31 protein-coding genes are annotated in these 23,594 nt (G+C 40.5%); 24 read left to right on the forward strand and 7 right to left on the reverse strand.

From position 1 onward, the window contains the following. Positions 1-246 precede the first annotated feature (246 nt). The gene (locus ACIFOT_RS04760; protein WP_430062341.1) at positions 247-438 is read right to left on the reverse strand and encodes a YqzH family protein; all 192 of its coding nucleotides are present in this window, start codon (positions 436-438) and stop codon (positions 247-249) included. A 162-nt stretch (positions 439-600) separates the two neighbouring features. Here ACIFOT_RS04760 and ACIFOT_RS04765 point away from each other — a divergent pair, with 162 nt between their 5' ends. Beyond that, complete coding sequence (locus ACIFOT_RS04765; protein ID WP_430062343.1) at positions 601-1,860, forward strand: DNA polymerase thumb domain-containing protein; 1,260 nt, start codon at positions 601-603, stop codon at positions 1,858-1,860. A gap of 22 nt (positions 1,861-1,882) precedes the next feature. Next, a complete protein-coding gene (locus ACIFOT_RS04770; protein ID WP_430062346.1) occupies positions 1,883-2,221 on the forward strand; it encodes a YolD-like family protein in 339 nt (112 codons plus the stop codon). A 37-nt stretch (positions 2,222-2,258) separates the two neighbouring features. On the opposite strand, the gene ACIFOT_RS04775 is transcribed toward ACIFOT_RS04770, so the two are convergent. Further along, a complete protein-coding gene (locus tag ACIFOT_RS04775) occupies positions 2,259-2,465 on the reverse strand; it encodes a CDGSH iron-sulfur domain-containing protein (RefSeq protein ID WP_430062350.1) in 207 nt (68 codons plus the stop codon). 65 nt (positions 2,466-2,530) lie between these two features. Between ACIFOT_RS04775 and ACIFOT_RS04780 the strand changes: the two genes are divergently transcribed. Beyond that, positions 2,531-2,863: an iron-sulfur cluster biosynthesis family protein gene (locus ACIFOT_RS04780; protein WP_430062353.1), complete on the forward strand. Its 333-nt coding sequence runs from the start codon at positions 2,531-2,533 to the stop codon at positions 2,861-2,863. A gap of 18 nt (positions 2,864-2,881) precedes the next feature. On the opposite strand, the gene ACIFOT_RS04785 is transcribed toward ACIFOT_RS04780, so the two are convergent. The 3 genes from ACIFOT_RS04785 to ACIFOT_RS04795 form a co-directional block, all read right to left on the reverse strand. Then, a complete protein-coding gene (locus tag ACIFOT_RS04785; protein ID WP_430062356.1) occupies positions 2,882-3,802 on the reverse strand; it encodes an alpha/beta hydrolase in 921 nt (306 codons plus the stop codon). 208 nt (positions 3,803-4,010) lie between these two features. Beyond that, positions 4,011-4,151: a hypothetical protein gene (locus tag ACIFOT_RS04790; RefSeq protein ID WP_223591538.1), complete on the reverse strand. Its 141-nt coding sequence runs from the start codon at positions 4,149-4,151 to the stop codon at positions 4,011-4,013. A 69-nt stretch (positions 4,152-4,220) separates the two neighbouring features. Beyond that, a complete protein-coding gene (locus ACIFOT_RS04795; RefSeq protein WP_430062359.1) occupies positions 4,221-5,126 on the reverse strand; it encodes a hydroxymethylglutaryl-CoA lyase in 906 nt (301 codons plus the stop codon). A gap of 145 nt (positions 5,127-5,271) precedes the next feature. On the opposite strand from ACIFOT_RS04795, the gene ACIFOT_RS04800 reads away from it, so the two are divergent. The 4 genes from ACIFOT_RS04800 (at position 5,272) to ACIFOT_RS04815 (ending at position 8,214) form a co-directional block, all read left to right on the forward strand. Continuing rightward, positions 5,272-6,459 carry an acetyl-CoA C-acetyltransferase gene (locus ACIFOT_RS04800; protein ID WP_430062362.1) on the forward strand — a complete coding sequence of 396 codons (1,188 nt, stop codon included), beginning with the start codon at positions 5,272-5,274 and terminating at the stop codon, positions 6,457-6,459. A 30-nt stretch (positions 6,460-6,489) separates the two neighbouring features. Further along, on the forward strand, positions 6,490-7,179 hold the full coding sequence (locus ACIFOT_RS04805; RefSeq protein ID WP_430062365.1) for a CoA transferase subunit A: 690 nt from the start codon (positions 6,490-6,492) through the stop codon (positions 7,177-7,179). Between the two features lie 24 nt (positions 7,180-7,203). Next, on the forward strand, positions 7,204-7,872 hold the full coding sequence (locus ACIFOT_RS04810) for a 3-oxoacid CoA-transferase subunit B (RefSeq protein WP_430062367.1): 669 nt from the start codon (positions 7,204-7,206) through the stop codon (positions 7,870-7,872). A gap of 87 nt (positions 7,873-7,959) precedes the next feature. Next, a complete protein-coding gene (locus tag ACIFOT_RS04815) occupies positions 7,960-8,214 on the forward strand; it encodes a YqkE family protein (protein WP_430062369.1) in 255 nt (84 codons plus the stop codon). Positions 8,215-8,259: 45 nt separating this feature from the next. Here the strand turns inward: ACIFOT_RS04815 and ACIFOT_RS04820 are convergent, their stop codons facing one another. Further along, positions 8,260-9,171, reverse strand: coding sequence for an aldo/keto reductase (locus ACIFOT_RS04820; RefSeq protein WP_430062372.1), 912 nt, complete (start codon positions 9,169-9,171; stop codon positions 8,260-8,262). 66 nt (positions 9,172-9,237) lie between these two features. Beyond that, on the reverse strand, positions 9,238-9,369 hold the full coding sequence (mciZ, locus tag ACIFOT_RS04825) for a Z-ring formation inhibitor MciZ (protein WP_430062376.1): 132 nt from the start codon (positions 9,367-9,369) through the stop codon (positions 9,238-9,240). A gap of 70 nt (positions 9,370-9,439) precedes the next feature. Between mciZ and ACIFOT_RS04830 the strand changes: the two genes are divergently transcribed. From ACIFOT_RS04830 to ACIFOT_RS04910, 17 genes are all read left to right on the forward strand, one after another. Next, on the forward strand, positions 9,440-9,994 hold the full coding sequence (locus tag ACIFOT_RS04830) for an NUDIX hydrolase (protein ID WP_430062379.1): 555 nt from the start codon (positions 9,440-9,442) through the stop codon (positions 9,992-9,994). Next, entirely contained in the window at positions 9,991-11,154 is a 1,164-nt protein-coding gene (locus tag ACIFOT_RS04835; RefSeq protein WP_430062381.1) for an endonuclease Q family protein, read from the forward strand. The genes ACIFOT_RS04830 and ACIFOT_RS04835 overlap by 4 nt, the downstream gene beginning before the upstream one ends. 117 nt (positions 11,155-11,271) lie before the next feature. Continuing rightward, a complete protein-coding gene (gene spoIIM, locus ACIFOT_RS04840; protein ID WP_430062384.1) occupies positions 11,272-11,919 on the forward strand; it encodes a stage II sporulation protein M in 648 nt (215 codons plus the stop codon). 107 nt (positions 11,920-12,026) lie between these two features. Further along, positions 12,027-12,491: a Fur family transcriptional regulator gene (locus tag ACIFOT_RS04845; protein WP_430062387.1), complete on the forward strand. Its 465-nt coding sequence runs from the start codon at positions 12,027-12,029 to the stop codon at positions 12,489-12,491. A 130-nt stretch (positions 12,492-12,621) separates the two neighbouring features. Then, on the forward strand, positions 12,622-12,849 hold the full coding sequence (locus tag ACIFOT_RS04850; RefSeq protein WP_430062390.1) for a YqzK family protein: 228 nt from the start codon (positions 12,622-12,624) through the stop codon (positions 12,847-12,849). A 5-nt stretch (positions 12,850-12,854) separates the two neighbouring features. Continuing rightward, positions 12,855-13,748, forward strand: a complete 894-nt coding sequence (gene xerD, locus ACIFOT_RS04855) for a site-specific tyrosine recombinase XerD (protein WP_430062392.1) — start codon at positions 12,855-12,857, stop codon at positions 13,746-13,748. 225 nt (positions 13,749-13,973) lie between these two features. Continuing rightward, positions 13,974-15,158, forward strand: a complete 1,185-nt coding sequence (deoB, locus tag ACIFOT_RS04860; protein WP_430062395.1) for a phosphopentomutase — start codon at positions 13,974-13,976, stop codon at positions 15,156-15,158. Between the two features lie 14 nt (positions 15,159-15,172). After that, positions 15,173-15,991 carry a purine-nucleoside phosphorylase gene (locus ACIFOT_RS04865; protein WP_430062398.1) on the forward strand — a complete coding sequence of 273 codons (819 nt, stop codon included), beginning with the start codon at positions 15,173-15,175 and terminating at the stop codon, positions 15,989-15,991. A gap of 39 nt (positions 15,992-16,030) precedes the next feature. After that, on the forward strand, positions 16,031-17,335 hold the full coding sequence (locus ACIFOT_RS04870; RefSeq protein ID WP_430062401.1) for a pyrimidine-nucleoside phosphorylase: 1,305 nt from the start codon (positions 16,031-16,033) through the stop codon (positions 17,333-17,335). Between the two features lie 122 nt (positions 17,336-17,457). Further along, complete coding sequence (locus tag ACIFOT_RS04875) at positions 17,458-18,651, forward strand: D-alanyl-D-alanine carboxypeptidase family protein (protein WP_430062404.1); 1,194 nt, start codon at positions 17,458-17,460, stop codon at positions 18,649-18,651. A gap of 139 nt (positions 18,652-18,790) precedes the next feature. After that, positions 18,791-19,141 carry an anti-sigma F factor antagonist gene (gene spoIIAA / locus ACIFOT_RS04880; protein WP_430062407.1) on the forward strand — a complete coding sequence of 117 codons (351 nt, stop codon included), beginning with the start codon at positions 18,791-18,793 and terminating at the stop codon, positions 19,139-19,141. After that, positions 19,142-19,582, forward strand: a complete 441-nt coding sequence (spoIIAB, locus tag ACIFOT_RS04885; RefSeq protein WP_223591572.1) for an anti-sigma F factor — start codon at positions 19,142-19,144, stop codon at positions 19,580-19,582. It abuts the gene before it with no gap. Positions 19,583-19,594: 12 nt separating this feature from the next. Further along, a complete protein-coding gene (gene sigF / locus ACIFOT_RS04890; RefSeq protein ID WP_289985209.1) occupies positions 19,595-20,353 on the forward strand; it encodes an RNA polymerase sporulation sigma factor SigF in 759 nt (252 codons plus the stop codon). A 91-nt stretch (positions 20,354-20,444) separates the two neighbouring features. Beyond that, entirely contained in the window at positions 20,445-21,065 is a 621-nt protein-coding gene (locus ACIFOT_RS04895) for a stage V sporulation protein AA (protein ID WP_430062411.1), read from the forward strand. After that, complete coding sequence (locus tag ACIFOT_RS04900) at positions 21,055-21,480, forward strand: stage V sporulation protein AB (RefSeq protein ID WP_430062414.1); 426 nt, start codon at positions 21,055-21,057, stop codon at positions 21,478-21,480. The genes ACIFOT_RS04895 and ACIFOT_RS04900 overlap by 11 nt, the downstream gene beginning before the upstream one ends. Positions 21,481-21,506: 26 nt before the next feature. Next, complete coding sequence (locus ACIFOT_RS04905; RefSeq protein ID WP_430062416.1) at positions 21,507-22,082, forward strand: stage V sporulation protein AE; 576 nt, start codon at positions 21,507-21,509, stop codon at positions 22,080-22,082. Next, positions 22,069-23,559 (forward strand): spore germination protein, encoded by a 1,491-nt coding sequence (locus ACIFOT_RS04910; RefSeq protein ID WP_430062419.1) that lies wholly within the window; start codon positions 22,069-22,071, stop codon positions 23,557-23,559. The genes ACIFOT_RS04905 and ACIFOT_RS04910 overlap by 14 nt, the downstream gene beginning before the upstream one ends. The last annotated feature ends 35 nt before the right edge of the window (positions 23,560-23,594 follow it).

The following is a 23,594-nucleotide window of genomic DNA, read 5'->3' on the forward strand; positions in this document are numbered from 1 at the left end:
TCCTGCTGGCTTTGTCCCATAGAGCTTTTCTATGGGACAGTTTGCATGGGATTTCCGCTGGTTTTGTCCCATAGGGCTCTTCTATGGGACAGTTTGCATGGGATTTCCGCTGGTTTTGTCCCATAGAGCCCTTCTATGGGACAATTTGCATGGAATTCCTGCTGGTTTTGTCCCATAGAGCTCTTTCTATGGGACAGTTTGCATGGGATTTCCGCTGGTTTTGTCCCATAGGGCTCTTCTATAGAATCATCCCGTTAAAAATTCATATACCATATCATTTACTACCTCATATAAATCCGCGCTCGGTTCCTCGTCTTTTGTTTGAAGAATCCGATTCACAAGTACCTCCAAATCTTTCTCATCAACAGGCATCGAATCCGCCTCATAATACTGTTTAAAACAATTCTTGATCATTTTAACGACTAATTTTTTCTCCATAAAAAAGCACCTCAACGTTATTATACTGTTTTGCCGCTTAATCTCCATCTAAAAAAACAGGCAAAAAATTTCCATTGAATGAGAACGTATATTCGCTTATCATAATAAATATAATAATAAAGAACAAATGTTCTATTTTTGAAAAACTGTGAGGGGAAAGCCATGGTGGATTATAGCACACTGCCGCAAAATAAAATTCTATGTGTGGACATGAAGAGCTTTTATGCAAGCTGTTCGGCTGTTATGAGAGGTCTTGATCCATTGAATTGCTATTTAGCGGTGGCTGGCAACTTGGATCGGCAGGGAAGTGTCGTGCTTGCTGCTTCCCCGCGCCTCAAAAAAGAATTTGGCATTAAAACAGGTTCACGGCTATTCGAGATTCCAAAAGACCCAAGAATTCAAATTGTTGAGCCAAGGATGGCAACGTACTTACGTGTTTCAACTGAAATTTCCCGTGTCTTTAACCGCTACGTTCCAAAAGAAGCCATCCATACGTACAGCGTCGATGAAAGCTTTATTAAAGTCGATGGAGCGGTTCATTTATGGGGGAATGCCCGGACGATTGCCGAAAAAATAAAGGACGATATTGAACGGGAATTTCAGCTGCCGTGCGCCGTCGGCATTGGCCCGAACATGCTCATGTCAAAGCTTTGTCTAGATCTGGACGCAAAGAAAAAAGGAGTGGCTGAGTGGACGTATGAAGATGTAAAGACAAAGCTTTGGAACGTATCCCCGCTTAGGGAAATGTGGGGAATTGGCCGCCGTGTCGAAAAGACATTAAACGGAATGGGGATTTTTACGGTTGGCCAGCTGGCCCGCTATGATTTAGAAAAGCTGGAAAAGAAGTTCGGCATTATGGGAAACCAGCTTTATCATCATGCCTGGGGAGTGGATCTTTCTGAGCCGGGAGCCCCAATCATCCAGGGGCAAATCAGCTTTGGAAAAAGCCAAATTCTTTTAAGGGATTATAAAGAGGAAAAGGAAATCAAGGCCGTTATTTTAGAAATGTGTGAGGAAGTGGCCCGGAGAACTAGAACGCGCCGTAAAGCAGGGAGGACCATTAGTCTCAGCATCGGTTACAGCCAAGATGAATTTGGCGGCGGCTTTCATCGTTCCCGAACAATTCGGCAGCCAACGAATGAGACGATGGAGCTTTACCGCGTCTGCCTTGAATTGTTTCATGAAAATTATACAGGCAAGACGGTAAGGCAAATTGCGATTGCCCTCGGAAATATTGTTGACGACTGCGAGATTCAGCTTGATCTTTTTGACTTGGGTGCCTATAAGAGGCGGGAGCTTGGCTATGTAGTGGATTCAGTCCGCCGCCGCTTCGGTTCGGGCTCGCTGCTGCGCGCTGTTTCCTATACAGCCGCTGGAACTGCAAAGCACAGGGCAACACTAGTGGGCGGGCATAAAATGTAATTGGGAAAGAAGGTAGAGGCGTATGACGATTCGCGACCGCGGCAGAATCAAATGGACGTCGATGATGCTTCCTGAGCATGTGAAATTGCTCCGGGATTGGGTAAAAGAAGATGAATACGAACAGAAAAGAGAAATGGATGAGCAGCAGCTTGAGCTCATGAATGAGACCTTGTCTGAAGCAATTGAATTTGATCAATATGTTACAGTTACGCATTACCATAACCGAAATTATGAAATTGTGATTGGCAAAATTCATTACTGGGACGAAATGGCCCAAAGGCTTCATGTAGTAGACCGCTTTGAAGAAGTGCACCGGATTCCCATAGATGCGATTGCCGATATAAGGCTGACGGACGCATAAAAAAGCGCGGCTTCTATATGAAGCCGCGCTTCTTAAACTATTCACCTTTAGGAGCCCGGACTTGTGATTCGAAATTTCCTTTATGCGAGCCATCGCAAAAAGGTTTGTTTTTTGATAAGCCGCAGCGGCAGAGAGAAAAAGATGGTTTAGTAGTATAAACATTGCCTTCACCATCTAGTAATTCCACATCACCGGTAATTCTTAGAGATCCGTTATCATTTACTTTGATTTGAACTTTGGACAAAGACTGACACTCCTTTAAAAACATATGATACAATCATCATATGTCTAATGAGGGAGGGTTTAAACGTGGAAATTACAATTACAGCGGAAGCGGCAGAAAAAATTAATGAAAGAACCGCAAACCGCGAAGGCTATTTAAAATTAAAATATGATACAGATGGCTGCGGCTGCGCCGTAAACGGTGTAATAGCCTTATGGTATGTTACCGAATTAGAAAATACCGACATCGAGATTGAAACAAACGATAGAACGGTTTATGTAGAAAAATCCAAAATGGTCTTCTTTGATGAACAAATGAAAATTGATTTTTCCAAGGCAACTAATTGCTTTCAATTAAAAAGCCCAGGACAAATCCTGAACGGACATATGAGCCTAATACTAAGAGAAAAAACAGACTGATCCAATGGACAGTCTGTTTTAATTAGGCAAAGGCTGATGAACATATTTTTGTAGGAATTCATCAATCACCCGTTCGTAATCAGCGGGATTTTCGTTAAAGGATTGGGCATGGCGCCCGTTGGCTGCAAGATAGAGCATCTTCGGCCCCTTCTTTTGTTCAAATAGTTCTTTCGTCATGGTAGGAAGAATAAAATCATCCTTTTGGCTGTGAATGAACAAAACGGGATGGTTAATGTTCTCAATGACCGAAATCGGAGAAACATTCCGAATGGAATATTTATCACGTAACCTTAAAAGAGCGTCACCAATCGGCAGCAAGAGTCCGGGGATAAGTTTAAAATCTTTTTTAATTAGATAGGCAAGCTGTTCTTTAAAATCAGAAAAGGGACAGTCGGCAATATAAAAATCAGCGCCATCCTCTAAAAGCCCTGCATATAACAGCATCGTTGCTGCCCCCATCGATTCCCCGTGAATTCCAAGTTCAAGATTGGGCCCTTTTTCATTTTTTAGCCAGTCAACTACTGTTTTTAAATCAAATTTTTCATAGTGGCCAAAGCTGGTTGTTTTCCCGCCGGATTCCCCGTGGCGGCGATGGTCATAAATCAAGGCATTGAACCCGCGCTCAAGGAAAAGGTTTGCATATTTAATCGAATTAATTTTCGTTTCGGTAACACCATGTGTAATAACGATATAGCGGTTGGTCTCGTGCGGTTCAACTAAAACGGCTTTAATGGTGTAGCCGAAAGGAGAAGGTATATCCACTTCCCGTTGAGGAAGGGAATTAAATTCATCAGGCTTATACCTGCCTGCATCCTTTTCCCGATTTAAGATAAAATCCTCGTCCTTTTTTTTCATATACATGATGCGGTTTGTAAAATATAACGCGAGAGATAACCAGAAAAAAAGTAAAATGAACAAAGCTCGAAATGCCTTTTTCAAAAGCGGCACCTCCCGAAATGTTTAATATAACATATGAAAAATAAACTTCATGCGCCCATAAATTTTAACATGAAAAAAGCCGCTGATTCCAATTTAGCGGCTTAGGCTCATGATACAAATTACATGACATCGCACTTTGAGAACTGTCCAGCTCCTGCGCCTCGCAGGAACAAGCTCCGCTTGTTCCGAAGGCGCTTCCGCTTTTCTATTATGACTCTGCATTTTGTCGCTTCGTTGGATGAATCGCTTTGTTCATCTCTTCAGCGGCCATCGTCCGTGTGCCGCCACCGCCTGTTTCTGCATAGTCTTTGCCCTTTTGGCTGTTTCCTTTATCACGTTTTTGGCTCATAAATAAATCTCCCTTCAAGGTAGTTTCATCTAATAAGATGCATAGATAGAAGGGTGATTATTCACAAATCTAAATGGTTTGAGCATGTAATCGATAATATCCGCTATCGATGGACCTTGAAAGATGAGGACGGACGATTTCAATCGCATCCACAAGCTTTTCGAGATTAACACCTGTTGCAATTCCCATCCGCTCAAGCATGTAAACTACGTCCTCTGTTGCCGCATTTCCGCTGGCTCCAGGTGCGAAAGGACAGCCGCCAAGCCCTCCGGCGGAGGAATCAAATCGGTCAATTCCTGCTTGAAGGGAAGCTAAAATATTGGCAAGGGCAAGCTTCCGGGTGTCATGAAAATGGGCAGTTAAAAGAACCCCAGGGAATTCAGCTTTCAGTTGAGAAAACAAAGAGTATGCTTCATCCGGGGCCGCCATCCCAATCGTATCGGCCACACTTAATTCATCGACACCTGCCTCTACAAAATCATGGCAAAGCGATAATGTGTCAATCTCACTAATTTTCCCCTCATAAGGACAATAAAAGGAAGTAGAAATGCAGGCGCGTACAAAATAATTCTTTTCTTTTAATTCGTGGATGATGGGTTTCAACTCTTCCATACTATCCTTCGTTGTTTTATTAATATTTTTTAGATTAAAAGTGTTGCTCACCCCAACAAACACCGCAACAGCTTCGCAATCGGTGGAATAGACCCGGTCAATCCCTTTTCGATTGGGCGAAAGGACAATATTTCTTGTCCTATCATCGAGGCAATCAGTGACAATTTCAGCAGCATCGCCCATTTGCGGTACCCACTTTGGCGAAACAAACGAAGTCAACTCCATTTCCTGAAGCCCAGCATCCCTTAAAGCGGCAATAAATTGTTTTTTTATTTCAGTCGGAACGAATAACTTCTCATTCTGGAGACCATCGCGTGGACCAACCTCAATAATGGTCACTTTTTTAGGTAAATTAAGCATCATTTTTCCCCTCCCATTTTCATACTCTCATTGTAGTGCCGGTATTTTTGAAAAATCAAGAAAAAATGAAATTTTGACAAAATTAGAGGAATTTCCGTGTTAAACTAGAAGTAGTAAAGGTAAAAAAGGTTGAAGGAGAGAGAAAGTAATGAGCCAAACAGAAGTGGTCATCGTCAGTGCGGTCCGAACTGCACTCGGAAATTTTAACGGAAGTTTAAAAAATATATCCGCACCGGAGCTGGGAGCGACTGTAATTAAAGGGGCACTCGAGCAGGCTGGAGTAAAGCCAGAACAAGTAGATGAGGTCATTATGGGAAATGTCCTCCAGGCAGGACTGGGGCAAAACCCGGCAAGGCAGGCTGCTTTTCAAGCGGGCATTCCTGAAAGCGTTTCCTCGATGACGATTAATAAAGTTTGCGGTTCCGGACTTAAGGCTGTTCATCTTGCAACGCAAGCCATTTTGGCTGGTGACGCTGAAATCGTAGTAGCTGGCGGAATGGAAAATATGAGCCAGGCACCATACCTGTTAAAAAATGCCCGCGACGGCTTTAAAATGGGCGACCAAAAATTAGTGGATACATTAACTTCTGATGGTCTTACATGTGTGTTTAACGATTATCATATGGGGATTACCGCAGAAAACCTTGCTAGCAAATATTCGATCACAAGAGAAGAGCAGGACGAATTTTCGGCATGGAGTCAGGACAAAGCTGTGAAGGCGATTGAAGCAGGGAAGTTTAAAGGTGAAATCGTTCCTGTTCTCATCCCGCAGCGTAAAGGAGAGCCAATTGTTTTTGCGGTGGATGAATATCCGAAAAAAGGAACAACGGCAGAAAAATTGGCAGGTTTGAGAACAGCGTTTAAAAAGGATGGCACGGTAACGGCAGGAAATGCTTCAGGAATTAATGATGGTGCGGCTGCTGTAGTGGTCATGAGTAAGAAAAAGGCGGAAGAACTAGGTCTTGAACCTCTAGTAACAATCAAAGCAAATGCCAGTGCAGGTGTAGACCCAAGCATAATGGGGATTGGTCCGGTACCTGCCGTAAGAAAAGCATTGGAAAAGGCATCTGTTTCGATGGAAGAGATTGAATTAATCGAAGCAAATGAAGCCTTTGCGGCACAATCACTAGCTGTAGACCGTGAGCTTCAGTTTAATAAAGAAATTCTCAATGTAAATGGCGGCGCCATTGCTCTCGGCCACCCTATCGGAGCAAGCGGAGCGAGAATTCTGGTTACCTTAATCCACGAAATGAAAAAGAGACAGGCGCGCGTAGGATTGGCTACTCTTTGTATTGGCGGCGGGCAAGGGGTCGCGACGATTGTTGAGCTTGCATAAAACGTTCATGATAAGGGGGAGAGAACGAAAATGAAGAAAATTTGTACATCCTTCCAGGAAGCAGTTGCCGATATTCATGATGGAGCGACGCTGATGGTAGGTGGATTTGGTTTGTGCGGGATACCAGAAAACCTGATTTTAGCGTTAGCAGAAAAGGGCGTAAAGGATTTAACGGTTATTTCTAATAACTGCGGAATTGATGAGTGGGGACTCGGCCTCCTATTAAATAATAAGCAAATAAAAAAAATGATAGGCTCCTATGTGGGTGAAAATAAAGAGTTTGAGAGACAGGTTTTGACAGGGGAGCTGGAAGTGGAATTGACACCCCAAGGCACATTAGCAGAAAAAATTAGAGCTGGCGGCGCCGGTATTCCAGCGTTTTATACTCCTGCCGGGGTAGGAACACCGATTGCAGAAGGCAAAGAAACGAAAATTTTTAATGGTCGGGAATACCTTCTAGAAGAAGCGCTGACAGCAGATTTTAGCTTGGTGAGAGCATGGAAGGGCGACAAAATGGGCAATCTCGTTTACCACAAAACAGCCCGAAACTTTAATCCAATGATTGCGGCTGCTGGAAGAGTAACGATTGCTGAAGTAGAAACACTCTATGAAATCGGCGAATTGGATCCGAATTTTATTCATACCCCAAGCATCTATGTGCAAGCGGTTATCGAAGGAACCCAGGAGAAGCGAATTGAGCGATTAACAGTAAGTAAATAGAGTTGGTAGAAGGGAGTAGTGTAAATGGCGAATGAGAAAGTCTCTGTCAGAGAGAGAATTGCGATTAGGGCAGAGAAAGAAATTGAAAACGGCTTTTATGTAAACCTCGGAATAGGCATGCCAACCCTCGTTGCCAATTATATAACCGACAATAAACAGGTTGTTTTGCAATCGGAAAATGGTCTTCTTGGTATTGGCCCCTATCCGAGTGAAAATGAGGTTGATCCGGATTTAATCAATGCGGGGAAAGAAACGGTTACAGCTATCAGCGGTGCAGCCTATTTTGACAGTGCTGAATCATTTGCAATGATTCGCGGCGGACATGTGAACCTGGCAATCCTCGGCGGAATGGAAGTTTCCGAAACCGGCGATCTTGCAAACTGGATGATTCCAGGAAAAATGATTAAAGGAATGGGCGGGGCGATGGACCTTGTTCACGGCGCCCAGAAAATCATAGTTATCATGGAGCACGTCAATAAAAAAGGTGAGTCAAAAATTCTAAAACAATGCACGCTTCCATTAACAGGGAAAGGGGTCGTCAACCGGATTATCACAGAGCGTGCGGTTATGGATGTCACCGCTTCCGGATTGAGGCTTGTGGAAGTAGCAAAAGGATTTACCGTAGAGGAAGTCGTGAATTCGACGGAAGCGGCTCTACAAGTCGATGAAAGCGTTAAAGTAGAAGCATATTAAAGAAAAGTTTAAGCAGGCTGTGTTGTCAAACAGCCTGCTTTTTTAATGATATAATAAAAGGAATAATTGAATTTTGGAGGTGTTAGAATGAAAAAGAAAGCGAAACAAAAAAATCAATCTAAACCAAAAACAGATGACAAGCCTGTAACGCTTAAAGATATGATTAACCCGGACTTAATTAAGCAGTTAAAAGACCAGCAGGATCAATTGAAAGCGGAAGATGAGAGAAAAAAACAAGAGGAAGAAGCAAGAAAACGGGAAGAACGCAGATTAAAAGAGAAGAATAAATCCTTTGAAGAGTTATTGAACGAAAGCGGCATGAACTGGAAGGAGTTTAAATAATTATTCGAATGCAAGCAAAGTAAAAAGGAGAGCAGTTGCTCTCCTTTAACAATGTTCTTTGTAGATACTATATTTAGTTAATTCTTTGATTAGTGCAACCTCTCTATCTGTCAATGGCTGGCTTCTTACCGCCTTGGCATTGCTCCTGATTTGTTCCGGGCTGCTTGCACCAGCAACAACAGATGCAACGGCAGAGTTTGCTAGATTGTATTGCAGCGCCACTTCTGTAAACGAGCGGTCAGTACCCACTTTTTGTTTTAATAAGTCAAGTGTCTCTCTCAACTCTTCGTTGGAATAATCCAAATATCCTTTTCCAGATGCTTTTTCCAGCAGCTTATCGCTAAGCAGCCCCTTTGCAAGCGGTCCTCGGGTAACAGCACTAATGCCATTTTCATGAAGCAGCGGTAGTGCCTCTTCTTCAGGCCTGCGGTCTAATATGCTGTACTGCATCATGACAGAAACCATCCCAGATTTCCTCACATATTCACGAATCACATTCGGCCGAATCGATGAGATGCCATAATAGCGAATCAAGCCGTCTGCCTTTAATTCTTCAAACGCTTCGATCGTTTCGTCAATTGGGTCCTCAATTGTTCCGCCATGCAATTGATAAAGATCAATATAGTCTGTTCCCAGCCGTTTCAGACTGTTTTTCACTGCTTCTTTTATATAGGATTTAGAAGGGTCCCACGACCAGCCATTTCGATCTTCCTTCCAGCGATTCCCGACTTTAGTCGCAATAATCACCTGTTCACGGACATCCTTTAACGCCCTTCCGACGATTTTCTCATTTTCACCGAAATCATATAAATCAGCCGTATCGAAATAATTGATTCCTTCCTCGAGTGCCGCTTCGATGATTTTTCTCGAAGATAGCTCATCTGTTCCGATGGACATGCAGCCGAGCCCTAACTCGGTAACAAACAAATCGGAGGCACCTAATCTTCTTTTTTTCAAAAAAACACCCCGTTCTTTTTTCTATCATTTTACAAAAAGAACAGGGCAGACTACAAACAGCAGAACTCATTTTTGCGTAATATTTTTAACCCACTCCGAAACGAAAGTGTAATCCTTGTTGTATTCTTTAAGCTTTTGAAGGATCTCCCAGCTCTTTCCAACAAGGATAATTCCCTTTTCGTGCACGACGACCTTCATCCATACCCCTCCAGATTAAGTATGGTAAAATGTATGAGCAGATTATCGGAATAGAACAGGAGTGACCTTTATGAGCAAGCTTGAGGAAAAAACACTTCATAGCGAAGAAATTTTTTCAGGAAAGGTAATTAGTCTTCATTTACAGGATGTTGAACTGCCAAATGGCAAACAATCTAAACGGGAAATCATCAAACATCCCGGGGCAGTTGCTATTTTAGCTGTCACAAATGATGATAAGATCATCATGGTCGAACAATACCGAAAAGCGTTGGAAAGAACGATAGTTGAAATACCGGCAGGAAAGCTGGAAAAAGGGGAAGAACCAGCTGTCTGTGCCCGCCGCGAGCTCGAGGAAGAGACAGGCTATGGATGTGAAAGTCTTGAATTACTCACCTCCTTTTATACTTCACCAGGTTTTGCTGATGAAATCGTCCATGTATATTTGGCCAAGGGCTTATCAAAAATAGAAAATTCCGCCGCACTTGATGAAGACGAATTTGTGAATCTCGAGGAATTAACACTTGAAGAAGCTCTACAATATGTAAAGGAACAAAAAATTTATGATGCGAAAACAATCTATGCTGTCCAATACTTACAATTGCAACGGGCAATAGGAAAAAAATGAATCGTTATTATGTAGATTTACATATTCATATTGGTCGGACTTGGACAGGCAAACCGGTCAAAATTACCGGGGCCAAATCGTTAACTTTTACAAATATTATCGAACATGCCAGGCACGAAAAAGGGCTCAATATGGTCGGAATTATCGACAGCCATTCACCTGAAGTCATTCTCGAGATGGAAAGTCTGATTGACAGAGGAGAAATGTATGAGCATCCGGATGGAGGCATAGTATTTGGTGACTTAACGGTTATCCCTGGGTCGGAGTTAGAGATTTATGATGAGCAATGTAATGGACCAATTCATTTGCTATGCTATTTTCCAAACCTAACGATCATGAGAGAGTTCTCAGCATGGCTGTCGAACCACTTGAAAAATATTCAATTAAGCTCTCAAAGAATCTATGTATCAGGCAGAGTATTGCAAACAAAAGTAAAAGAGCTTGGAGGTATTTTCATTCCGGCCCATGTCTTCACGCCATTTAAAAGTTTATATGGCAAAGGGGTCAATCATTCACTAACAGAGGTACTGGATCCCGATTTAATAGACGGAATAGAGCTTGGCCTAAGCTCAGACACAAGCATGGCTGATCAATTAGGAGAATTGCACCGCTATACGTTTGTAACGAATTCGGACGCACATTCCCTTGCAAAGATTGCCAGGGAATATCAAGTGGCTGCGATGAAGGAACCAACCTTCCTTGAACTGCAAAAAGCATTAAAAGGGGAAGATGGCCGTCAAATTGTTGCTAACTATGGGCTTGATCCACTGCTGGGGAAATATCATAAAACCGTTTGCGCAGAATGTTTCAATCATATCAATGAAGAAGATCAGCTTTGTGATGTCTGTGGAAATCAGAAAATTATAAAAGGAGTGGCTGACCGAATTCTGGAATTAAAAAAGGCAGATGAAAGTCCTCCAGGGCGCCCTCCTTATGTCCATCAAGTACCACTCGAATTTATCCCTGGACTAGGGCCGAAATTACTTGAAAAACTGGTGAATCATTTTGGCAGTGAAATGGCTATATTACATGAAGTACCATATGAAGCGTTAAAAGAGGTAGTTCCAGTTAAAATAGCCGACCTTATCATGAATGCAAGGGAAGGAAAAATAAATCTAGCAGCCGGCGGCGGCGGAAAATATGGTAAAATTGCGGATTAAAATCCCGGCAGCATATGCTGCCGGGATTTTTCCTATACTCTATTAATTGTAGTAATAGAAATACTAGACTAGGCATAGATTGTAATAACAGATTGACAAAAGTAGGAGGAACCGCAAATGAAAAAACGATTGAACCAGTCCAATGCCGCTAGTTATTTCCGTGAGCATTCCTCAATTTTCTTATTTATTGTAATTTTATTTTTAATGGGGGTCATATTTGGAGCGATTGTGGTAAACAGCATGAGTTTTTCCCAAAAGGAAGATCTCTACTATTATTTATCACAATTTTTTGGGCAAGTTTCCGGTGATAAGGTAGCGGAAGATAATGACTTATTTTTGCAAAGCTTTTCCCACAATAGTAAGTTTATTGGACTAATGTGGATCCTTGGGATATCAATCATCGGACTGCCTGTTATTCTGATTCTTTTATTTGTTAAAGGGATGGTTGTAGGGTTTACAGTTGGCTTTTTAGTAAGTCAAATGGGCTGGAAAGGATTTCTGCTCGCGTTTGCTTCTATCCTTCCGCAAAATTTGATTATCATTCCGGTGTTTATCTTGATGGCAGCCTTATCAGTGATATTTTCAATGAGGATGATCAAAAAACAATTTATGAAAAAGTTTGCCCAGCCAATCATGCCTTTTTTTAAAGGATATATTTTTGCTCTGATTGCAGCAGTGATTTTTATATCAGCAGCTTCTGGAATAGAGGCTTATTTATCGCCATGGTTAATGAAAACGATCATTAGCTCAACTTCTTTAAAATAACTATTATTTAATATTAAGTATAAATTCTTGTTTATAATAATTTTATTTTGAATCTCTTTTCTCATCTGTTATAATGAGAACTACAGTGGCGAGGGAGGGACTTCAGAATGGAAACTAGAATTGAGCGTATAAAAAAACAGTTGCATTCAGCAAGTTATAAGCTAACACCTCAGCGTGAAGCAACCGTCAGAGTTTTACTAGAAAATGAAGAGGATCATTTAAGTGCGGAAGATGTGTACCTCCTCGTTAAAGAAAAATCGCCTGAAATTGGATTAGCAACTGTTTATCGTACATTAGAATTATTAACGGAATTAAAAATTGTCGATAAAATAAATTTTGGCGACGGCGTATCAAGATACGATTTAAGGCAGGAAGGTGCGGCACATTTTCACCATCACCTAGTTTGTATAGAATGTGGCGCTGTTGATGAAATTCAGGAAGATTTGCTTGAGGATGTGGAAGCTGTCGTCGAACGACGATGGAATTTTAAAATTAAAGATCATCGTCTTACTTTTCATGGGATTTGCTATCGCTGCCAGGATAAGGCGAAAGTGGAAGAAAAAACTGAATAACTTTTAAATCGTCCTTTTATGCGAAAGGGCTTTTTCTTTTGTTTACCCATATTTCCAGATATAAAGGTATAAAACTTGTACATTTTGGCATACCTTTTACTAGAATACCTGAAAATTAGGGGGAAGCAAGATGATCTCTTTTATAAAAATTACACTGCAAACCTTAAAGGTTTTTATCATTTTCACAGGATGCACTATCCTCTTCTATTATGGTATCATGTGGGTATCAGAAGAATACCAAAGCTATCATCGCTATGATGAACCGGAAGGAGCAGCATTAAAGGTTTCAAATGCAGTAGATGAAGAAAATCCTTCCTTGTTAGATCGGCTGATGTTGTTTTATTTAAATGGGGAGTAGGGGCGATGGAAGAGCGGATAAAAGATTTTATGCATTATTTGATAGTTGAAAAAGGGCTGGCCAAAAATACCATTCTATCCTATGAACGCGATTTGAAAAGCTATCTTCATTATTTAGGAAAAGTCGAGGCGATTCTCTCCTTTAATGATGTACAGCGCGTCCATATTATACAATTTCTTGGATTTTTAAAGGAGCAGGGAAAATCATCGAAAACAATTGCAAGGCATATTGCTTCCATTCGTGCCTTTCATCAATTTTTATTAAGGGAAAAAGCAGCCGGCCAAGATCCTTCGAATCTGATTGAACCACCAAAACTTGAAAGAACACTTCCTAAAGTTTTGAGCATGAAAGAGGTAGAACTTCTTTTAGATGCGCCTAAATTGGAGGATCATTATGGAATACGAGACAAAGCGATGCTTGAACTTCTCTATGCAACAGGAATTCGTGTTAGTGAACTGATTGGTCTGGATATTGACCATGTTCATTTAACGATGGGATTTATTCGTTGTCATGGAACAGGCAATAATGAACGGATAATTCCGATTGGGCGCACTGCTTCAAATGCCATCTTGCAATATTTAGAACAAGGCAGACCTTTGTTTGCAGCGAAAAAGCATCCTGATAATGCCTTGTTTTTAAATCACCAGGGTAAAAGGTTGACCAGACAGGGCTTTTGGAAAATTCTAAAAAAACTTTCCAAAGAGGCTGGAATAGTGAAAGAGCTGACCCCACATACACTTCGTCATTCCTTTGCTGTTCATTTATTGGAAAATGGGGCTGATTTAAAGGCTGTTCAAGAAATGTTAGGACATGTAAATATATCTACGACACAAATATATACAAATGTTAATAAGACAAGGTTGAAGGACGTTTATAGTAAATTCCACCCAAGAGCTTGATAGAATGATAGTAACTACTCGATTTCACATAAATGTCAAAAAGCTGCCAAAATTTTAGGCAGCTTTTTTCTTGTATTTTCATAAACATTTAGTAAAATAAAGATGTCAGACTTCTGACGAATATAATTGTGTGGCCCTTTCATAGTTCTAATTTAAACAGGGTAACCTATTTTTGTGTATTTTTAACTTGTAAACGTTTCCTATTAATAAAGGAGGAAGATTTGAATGGCGGCAGATACATATAAGCGTATTTTTATTATCGTCATGGACTCAGTCGGAATTGGAGAAGCACCGGATGCCGAAAAGTTTGGCGATAAAGGTGCTGATACATTTGGCCATATTGCCGAAAAAATGAACGGTCTAAATATGCCCAATATGGCGAAATTGGGATTAAGTAATATTCGCGAAATAAGAGGAATTAACAAAGCAGAGAAGCCTTTAGCGTTTTATACAAAAATGATGGAAGCTTCAAACGGAAAAGATACAATGACAGGACATTGGGAAATCATGGGACTAAATATTCAGACTCCATTCCGTGTATTCCCAGAAGGATTTCCAGAGGAACTTGTATCTGAATTAGAAAACCGCACCGGCAGAAAAGTTATTGGCAATAAACCTGCCAGCGGAACCGAAATTCTTGATGAACTTGGTGAAGAGCACATGAATACAGGTGCATTGATTGTATATACATCGGCAGACTCTGTCCTGCAAATTGCCGCCCACGAGGAAATTATTCCGCTTGAAGAATTATATAAAATTTGTAAAATTGCACGTGAACTGACGCTTGATGAAAAGTACATGGTTGGCCGGGTAATTGCCCGTCCATTCCTTGGGGTACCAGGAAACTTTAAACGAACTTCAAACCGCCATGATTATGCCCTAAAACCATTTGACCGCACAGTAATGAGCGAATTGAAGGATGCCGGCTTTGATGTAATCGCGATCGGTAAAATATCGGATATTTATGATGGGGAAGGCGTTACAAAATCACTCCGCACCGTTTCGAATATGGACGGTATGGATAAGCTGGTTGAAACCCTTGATATGGACTTCACCGGAATAAGCTTTTTAAATCTAGTGGATTTTGATGCATTATATGGTCACCGCCGCGACCCTGAAGGGTATGGTAAAGCACTTGAAGAATATGATGCCCGCCTTCCTGAAGTGTTTGCGAAAATGAAGGAAGAGGACCTATTAATGATTACAGCAGACCACGGAAACGACCCTGTCGCACCTGGCACAGACCATACTCGTGAATATGTACCATTATTAGTTTACTCAAAGAAAATGACTGAAGGCAGGGAGCTGCCACTACGAGAAACATTTGCTGACCTAGGAGCAACTGTGGCGGAAAACTTCAATGTAAAACTGCCAAACTACGGAAAGAGCTTTTTAAAAGAATTAATCTAAAAAGGGGAATGAACATGAACGTTGAAAAAATTCAAAATGCTGCGGTTTTTCTAAAAGATAAATATGCGAATACACCAAGAATTGGTCTCATTTTAGGCTCTGGGCTAGGTGTGTTGGCAGATGAAATTGAGAATCCAGTTAAAATTCCATACAATGAAATTCCTGATTTTCCAGTTTCCACAGTAGAAGGACATGCAGGACAGCTTGTTTTTGGCCTATTAAGTGGAGTAGAGGTTGTCGCAATGCAGGGCCGCTTTCATTTCTATGAGGGATATGCAATGGATAAAGTAACCTTCCCTGTTCGCGTCATGAGAGAAATGGGAGTTGAAATGTTAATCGTTACGAATGCTGCCGGCGGTGTTAATGAAAGCTTCGAACCGGGAGATTTGATGATCATTACTGACCATATCAATAATATGGGGACAAATCCATTAATTGGACCAAATGATACTAAATTAGGCGTTCGTTTTCCGGATATGTCAGAGGCCTATACGAAGGAATTGCGTACAATGGCAAAAGAAATTGCTTCTCGCTTAAATATTAAGATTCAAGAGGGAGTTTATTTCGGAAACCCTGGCCCTGTATATGAAACACCAGCCGAAATTCGCATGGTTCGGGTATTAGGCGGTGATGCAGTTGGGATGTCTACTGTCCCTGAGGTAATTGTTGCCAGCCATAGCGGAATGAAGGTTCTAGGAATTTCTTGTATTTCCAATATGGCTGCCGGTATTCTTGATCAGCCGCTGACACATGATGAAGTCATCGAAACAACTGAAAAAGTTAAAGCAAATTTCCTCCTTTATATAAAAGAAATCGTTAAAAGTATGGCGTAATTGAGCAGAAACCTATTTATTGTAAAGTGGTGATAACCGATGAGAATGGTTGACTTAATTGAGAAAAAAAGAGATGGAATTGAACTAACAACGGAAGAAATTAATTTTATTATTACCGGATATACAGATGGTTCCATACCAGATTATCAAATGAGTGCCCTAACAATGGCTATCGTTTTTCAAGGAATGACCGAGAAAGAAAGAGCCGATTTAACAATGGCGATGGTGGAATCTGGGGACCAAATCGATTTATCGCAAATTGAAGGAATTAAAGTTGATAAACATTCAACTGGCGGAGTTGGTGATACTACCACTCTTGTCCTTGGCCCGCTTGTTGCTGCTTTGGGCGTGCCTGTTGCGAAAATGTCTGGACGTGGATTAGGTCATACCGGTGGTACAATTGATAAATTAGAAGCAGTTAATGGTTTCCATGTTGAAATTGACAATACTGAATTCATTGATTTAGTTAATAAAAATAAAATCGCCGTTATCGGCCAAAGCGGAAATTTAACACCTGCAGATAAAAAGCTTTATGCGCTAAGAGATGTTACGGCAACTGTTGAAAGTATTCCGCTGATTGCCAGTTCCATCATGAGTAAAAAAATTGCTGCAGGAGCTGATGCCATCGTACTTGATGTAAAAACAGGTGCAGGAGCTTTCATGAAAACGCTTGATGATTCAAAGGAATTGGCAAAAGCAATGGTTCGGATTGGTAATAATGTAGGAAGACGTACTATGGCCGTCATTTCTGACATGAGTCAGCCGCTTGGATATGCGATCGGTAACGCCCTTGAAGTAAAGGAAGCCATTGACACTTTAAAAGGTGAAGGTCCCGAAGATTTAACAGAGCTTTGCTTAACACTCGGCAGCCATATGGTTTATCTGGCTGAAAAGGCTGGCTCATTAGAAGAGGCGCGGACCCTCCTTGAAAAGGTGATTAAGGATGGTTCAGCCCTTGAAAAATTAAAAGTCTTTTTAAGCTCTCAAGGCGGGGATGCCTCGATAGTCGATGACCCTGCTAAAATGCCGCAGGCTAAATTCACTTTTGAGCTTGAAGCAAAAGAAGATGGGTTTGTTTCCGAAATCGTTGCTGACGAGGTTGGAACAGCAGCGATGTTACTAGGAGCAGGAAGAGCAACGAAGGAATCTATTATTGATTTAGCTGTTGGACTTGTGTTAAGGAAGAAAATCGGAGACCAGGTCAATAAAGGTGAGTCGTTAGTAACCATTTACAGTAACTTTGAAGACGTAAGTGAAGTAAAACAAAAGCTTGATGAAAATATCAAAATCGCGGCAGCCAAAGTCGACGCGCCGCTTCTCATACATGGAGAAATAACAGAATAATAAACGTGCTCTAAGGTGTCAGGCACCATGTGAAAATTTCACATGGTGCCTGACACCTTTTTATGTATAAACTTGTTTATTTTGGTAAAAATGGTGGCTATAAAGAATGGAGGGTTATGCGAATGAAACGATTGTTCTCTTTTATAGTAGCATCTTTTTTACTGACTAGCTTATGGGTTCCTTCTACCTTTGCTGCAGAAGAAAAAAAGAATGCTGAAATAGAAAATAAGGGTACAGATATTGTCAGTAATGTCAGTTCTGCTATTTTAATTGAGCGGGACACAGGTAAGGTTCTTTATGAGAAAAATAGCCAAGAAAAATTGCCGCCTGCTAGTATGACCAAGATTATGACAATGTTACTCATTATGGAAGCGATTGATAAAGGAAAGCTTAACTGGAATGAAAAAGTCCGGACGAGTGAATATGCCGCATCCATGGGGGGATCACAAATTTTCCTGGAACCGGGTGAAGAAATGACAACCAAGCAAATGCTTCAGGGTATTGCGATTGGTTCAGGAAATGATGCTTCTGTAGCGATGGCTGAGAGAATTGCCGGTTCGGAAGAAGCCTTTGTCGATATGATGAATGCAAAGGCAAAACAACTGGGATTGAAGCATACATTCTTTAAAAATACAACCGGCTTACCTGTAAGCGGACATTACAGCTCAGCACATGATATGGCAGTAATGGCAAAAGAACTTTTAAAATATGAAGACATTACGAAATTTACGGGAATGTATGAAGCATACCTTCGTGAAAATACAGACAAAAAATTCTGGCTCGTTAATACAAACAAATTAGTTCGTTTTTACCCTGGCGTCGATGGGTTAAAAACTGGTTTTACAGCTGAAGCGAAATATTGCTTAACAGCAACAGCTCAAAAGGATGGTATGCGTGTAATAGCCGTCGTCTTTGGAGCCCCGACTTCTAAAGAGAGAAATGCTCAAGTGACCAAAATGCTTAATTATGCTTTTAGTCAATATCAAACACACCCGCTGTATAAACGAAATCAATCTATTGGCACTGCCAGAATCAGTAAAGGAAAGGATAAGTCTGTAGAGGCAGTCACAAGTGAACCACTTTCGTTATTGACTAAAAAGGGTGAAAAAACGGAGGACGTAAAGCAAAAAGTAATTCTCCAAAAAAACCTAAACGCTCCATTAACTAAAGGTGATAAGGTTGGGACGATTAAACTGATTAAGGATGGAAAGGTAATCCTTGAAAGTCCGCTCGTAGCAAGTAAATCGGTAAAAGAAGCAGGCTGGTGGACCCTTTACAAGCGTTCCTTCGGTATGTTTACAAAAGCAGGAAAATAACCTGTCAATTGAAATTTGTCGGAAAAATAAATTATGACACTTCTTTTGGCGAATATCGACTAGTTTTGTATTTATAGAAGGATATTGATGATAAAAAAGCGAATTGACTCACTATACCAGATTAAGGAGGCCGGGGATAGTGAGTCTTAACATTGAATTAGTTACAAAACATAACGTTCTTTGCATACGCTTAAGCGGTGAATTAGACCACCACACTGCGGATGAACTTCGTGAAAAAGCAACGGCAGCGATCGAAAGAAATGACATTCGCCATATCGTCTTGAATCTAGAACAACTCTCTTTCATGGATAGCTCGGGTTTAGGCGTAATTTTAGGAAGATACAAACAAATTAAACAGGTGCATGGTGAAATGGTGGTTTGTGCAATTTCCCCAGCAATACAAAGATTATTCGATATGTCTGGTTTATTTAAAATCATCAAAATGGAACCGACAGAGGAATTTGCATTGCAAAGATTGGGGGTTGCCTGAATGAAAAATGAGATGAATCTTGAGTTCAGTGCTTTAAGTCAAAACGAATCCTTTGCCCGTGTGACTGTAGCTGCATTTATTGCCCAACTAGACCCAACGATGGATGAGTTAACTGAGATTAAAACAGTGGTTTCAGAAGCGGTGACGAATGCGATTATTCATGGTTATGAAAACGATCCAAATGGAATTGTTTATATTCGTGTTTCCATTGAAGATAGTTTAATTGATATGACAATTAAAGATATAGGATTAGGTATCATCGATGTGGAGGAAGCTCGTCAGCCATTATTTACAACAAAGCCGGATTTAGAACGGTCCGGTATGGGTTTTACCATCATGGAGAATTTCATGGATGAGGTAGAGATTCATTCACAGCCAGGCAGCGGAACCGAGGTTAGATTACGTAAGCATTTACAATCCCGCAAAATGCTTTGCAATTAAGGAGACTTGCCGATGGATGTGGAGGTCAAGAACGATAAAAGTCAACCGTATTTAAAGGATCATGAAGTGAAAGAGCTCATCAAAAAGAGCCAGGACGGAGACCAAGAAGCAAGGGATTTAATTGTTGAAAAGAATATGCGTCTGGTCTGGTCAGTAGTTCAAAGATTTCTTAACAGAGGGTATGACCCGGATGATTTATTCCAAATTGGCTGCATTGGATTATTAAAATCAGTTGATAAGTTTGACCTTTCCTACGACGTCAAGTTTTCCACCTACGCCGTACCGATGATTATCGGAGAAATTCAACGATTTATTCGTGATGATGGAACAGTTAAGGTCAGCCGTTCGCTGAAGGAAATGGGAAACAAAATCCGTAAGGCCAAGGATGAGTTATCAAAAACACTCGGAAGAATTCCAACTGTTAATGAGATTTCTGAGTATCTTGAGCTGTCGCCGGAGGATGTCATTCTTGCACAAGAGGCAAGCAGGACACCTTCCTCCATTCATGAAACCGTTTATGAAAATGATGGAGATCCAATTACATTATTAGATCAAATTGATGATGGCAACGAAGGAAAATGGTTTGATAAAATTGCCTTAAAAGAAGCAATCCGCGAATTAGATGAACGGGAAAGGCTGATTGTCTATTTGCGCTATTATAAGGACCAAACCCAATCCGAAGTTGCCGGGCGCCTTGGGATTTCTCAGGTACAGGTTTCAAGACTCGAAAAAAAGATACTGCAGCAAATGAAAGACCGTATGGATCTCTAATCCATGCGGTTTTTTCATTTTCATACATGAAAGTCTTCCTTAAAACCCATACTACATACACAAGGAAAACATTGTGTGGGAAGTGAATGTTTTGGAAAAAACAATCTACATTCGCATGCGGAATCGGGTTCAAACAAAGCCTGAAGAAAGAGTTTTATTGAAGGATGTCGCCCAAATAATAGCCCCAGAAGCTGAGCTTTCAAGTTTAAAAGAAATGCTGGTTCACCAAGTATCGGAAACGGATCGAAATATTATCGTTATTGATGTTATGCATATCATTCAACTGATAACAAAAGAGTTCGGGGATATGGAGGTTCAAACGATAGGCCCTGCACAGACTATCATTGAAGTGATAAATAAGAAAAAAGGAATATCTATTCCTTTTTTTCTGTTAATTTGGTTTCTTTTATTTTTTGGATCGGCTATGGCGATTATGAATTTTCATGATGACGTTAGTATGAAAAGTGTCCAAGAAAAAATTTACACCATTATTACCGGAAAAAATGAAGCAAAACCATTACTCTTTCAAATCCCCTATTCGATTGGTTTGGGCCTCGGCATGATTTTATTCTTTAATCACTTTTTTAAGAAACGTTTAAATGATGAACCCAGTCCGCTTGAAGTAGAAATGTTTAATTATCAAATGGATTTAGATAATTATGTGATCATCCATGAAAATAAAGAAAGTATGAAACGAGTTAATGACGATTAAAATTGTAGCGATCATATTTTTAGGATTAGCAAGTGGATTGGCCGTTGGGTCTGGTTTTGTAGCGTTTCTAACCGTACTTGGTATTATCCCAAGACTTACTCAGCTGACCAAAACAATGAAAATGATTCAACAATATGAATGGGCAGTTGTGATTGGTGCGCTTAGCGGAGTGCTGGCAAGTTTAAGGGACCCGCTGTTTCCTATTTCAGCCTATTTTTTAATTCCGCTTGGCATCACAGGCGGTGTGTTTGTTGGCATGTTGGCAGCCGCTCTTACAGAGGTTTTAAATGTTCTGCCTATACTCGCAAAACGGATTAGGTTAGATGGGGAAATTGTCATTTTAATTATGGCAATTGTATTAGGGAAAATCTTTGGATCCATTTTTCAATGGCTTTATTTTGTACATATTAAGTAAACTTCTCCATGAAAGGACATCACAGGATGAATAATCGGAGGCGTGTTATTTTAATTACTGACGGTGATGAATACGCAAAGAAAGCTGTCGAGCATGTTGCCAAGGAAATAGGCGGCCGCTGTCTTTCCATGTCGCAAGGGAATCCGTCTAAATTAACAGGTGCTGAGCTTGTCCGATTAATAAAAAAAACTCCGCATGATCCAGTACTGGTGATGTTTGATGATAGTGGAATTGTAGGGGAAGGATATGGTGAAAATGCCCTAAAATATGTGGCATTACATAAAGATATTGAAGTATTGGGAATTATAGCAGTGGCAGCAAAATCGCATCATGAGGAATGGACGAGAGTCGATATAAGTATCGATCGCGATGGCGAATTAACGCCATATGGAGTAGATAAATACGGTATACCAGAACTTGAAATTGGCAGAATAAATGGAGATACCGTTTACTGTCTTGATGAATTGAATGTACCGATAATTGTTGGAATAGGCGATATTGGTAAAATGGCACGGCGTGATTCTTATAAAATAGGTTCACCCATCACGAAAAAAGCAGTAGAGCTTATACTAGAAAGGAGTGGCTTCTATGACAAGAAGTAAGGAGCATATTTGGCCGATTCCGGAATCCGTGCATGAAATTGAAAATTATATGAAACAACGAGTTGGGCTTGGGGTCAGCTTTGATTTAGGAATACGGAAATTGACCATTCTAAAAAAAGAAGTCAATATTTATTATGTCAATGGACTATGTGACACCAGTTATATTATTCAACTAATTAAAGAATTAGTAGAGATTAATGATCATGAAAAAATTTCCACGAACCTGTTCAAAATTATTGATAATAGGCTTATCAACCAATCTGTTGAGCAAATTAAAGATTTAGACCAGCTTGTATTAAAAGTACTATCAGGTTTAATTGTTGTAGTAATGGAAGGCGAAAGCACGGCTTTTGCTATTGATGTAAGAAGCTACCCCGGGCGTTCGCCTCAAGAACCTGATACAGAAAAGGTAGTAAGAGGATCGCGAGATGGTTTAGTAGAAAATATCATTCTAAATACGGCTTTAATTAGAAGGAGAATCAGGGACGAGCGGCTTCGTTTTGAAATGTTAAAAGTAGGAGAGCGGTCCAGAACCGATGTTTCTTTAGGTTATTTAGAGGATGTGGCCGACCCGGATTTAGTTAATATAATCCGAAAAGAATTAAATGCTATTGAAACGGATGGAATTCCAATGGCAGATAAAACGATTGAAGAATTCTTAGTAAAACAAGGGTTCAATCCATTTCCGCTTGTAAGGTATACAGAGCGTGCGGATGTTGCCGCTACCCATATCCTTGAAGGGCATGTGATTATATTAGTAGACACATCACCAAGCGTAATTATTACACCAACGACTTACTTTCATCATGTTCAGCATGCGGAAGAATTCAGGGAATCACCAGCAATGGGAACTTTTATGCGCTTTGCTCGATTTCTTGGTGTTGTAACTTCTATATTACTACTTCCGTTATGGTTGTTATTCGTATTGGAACCATCATTATTACCTGAAAAGCTATCATTTATTGGACCGAATGAACAGACCAATATTCCAATTATCGTTCAAATATTTTTAGCAGATTTTGGTCTCGAATTTTTGAGATTGGCTGCCATTCATACACCAACACCGCTTTCAACAGCAATGGGCTTAATTGCAGCAGTATTGATTGGGCAAATTGCCATTAGTGTAGGTCTATTTGTTCCTGAGGTAATTTTGTATGTGGCTGTAGCTGGTATAGGATCTTTTACAACCCCAAGTTACGAGTTAAGTATAGCAAACAAAATGGGTAGATTAACCTTGTTACTTCTTGTCGCATTATTCCATACACAAGGTTTTGTAATCGGGACTACCTTATTCTTTATTTTTCTTGTTAAAACCCGTGCCCTTAATACACCATACTTATGGCCTTTTCTTCCGTTTGAGCCTAAAGGATTTATGCAAATTATTTTTCGAAGGGCTATTCCGGGGTCAATCCTTAGACCAAGCATTGTCCACCCAAGGAATCGTTATCGTCAGCCGCCAAAAGCGAATGAGAAATGATTGCGGAAATTTCTCTGTTATGCTAAAGTATTTTT

The sequence above is a fragment of the Neobacillus sp. NRS-1170 genome (assembly GCF_050468025.1).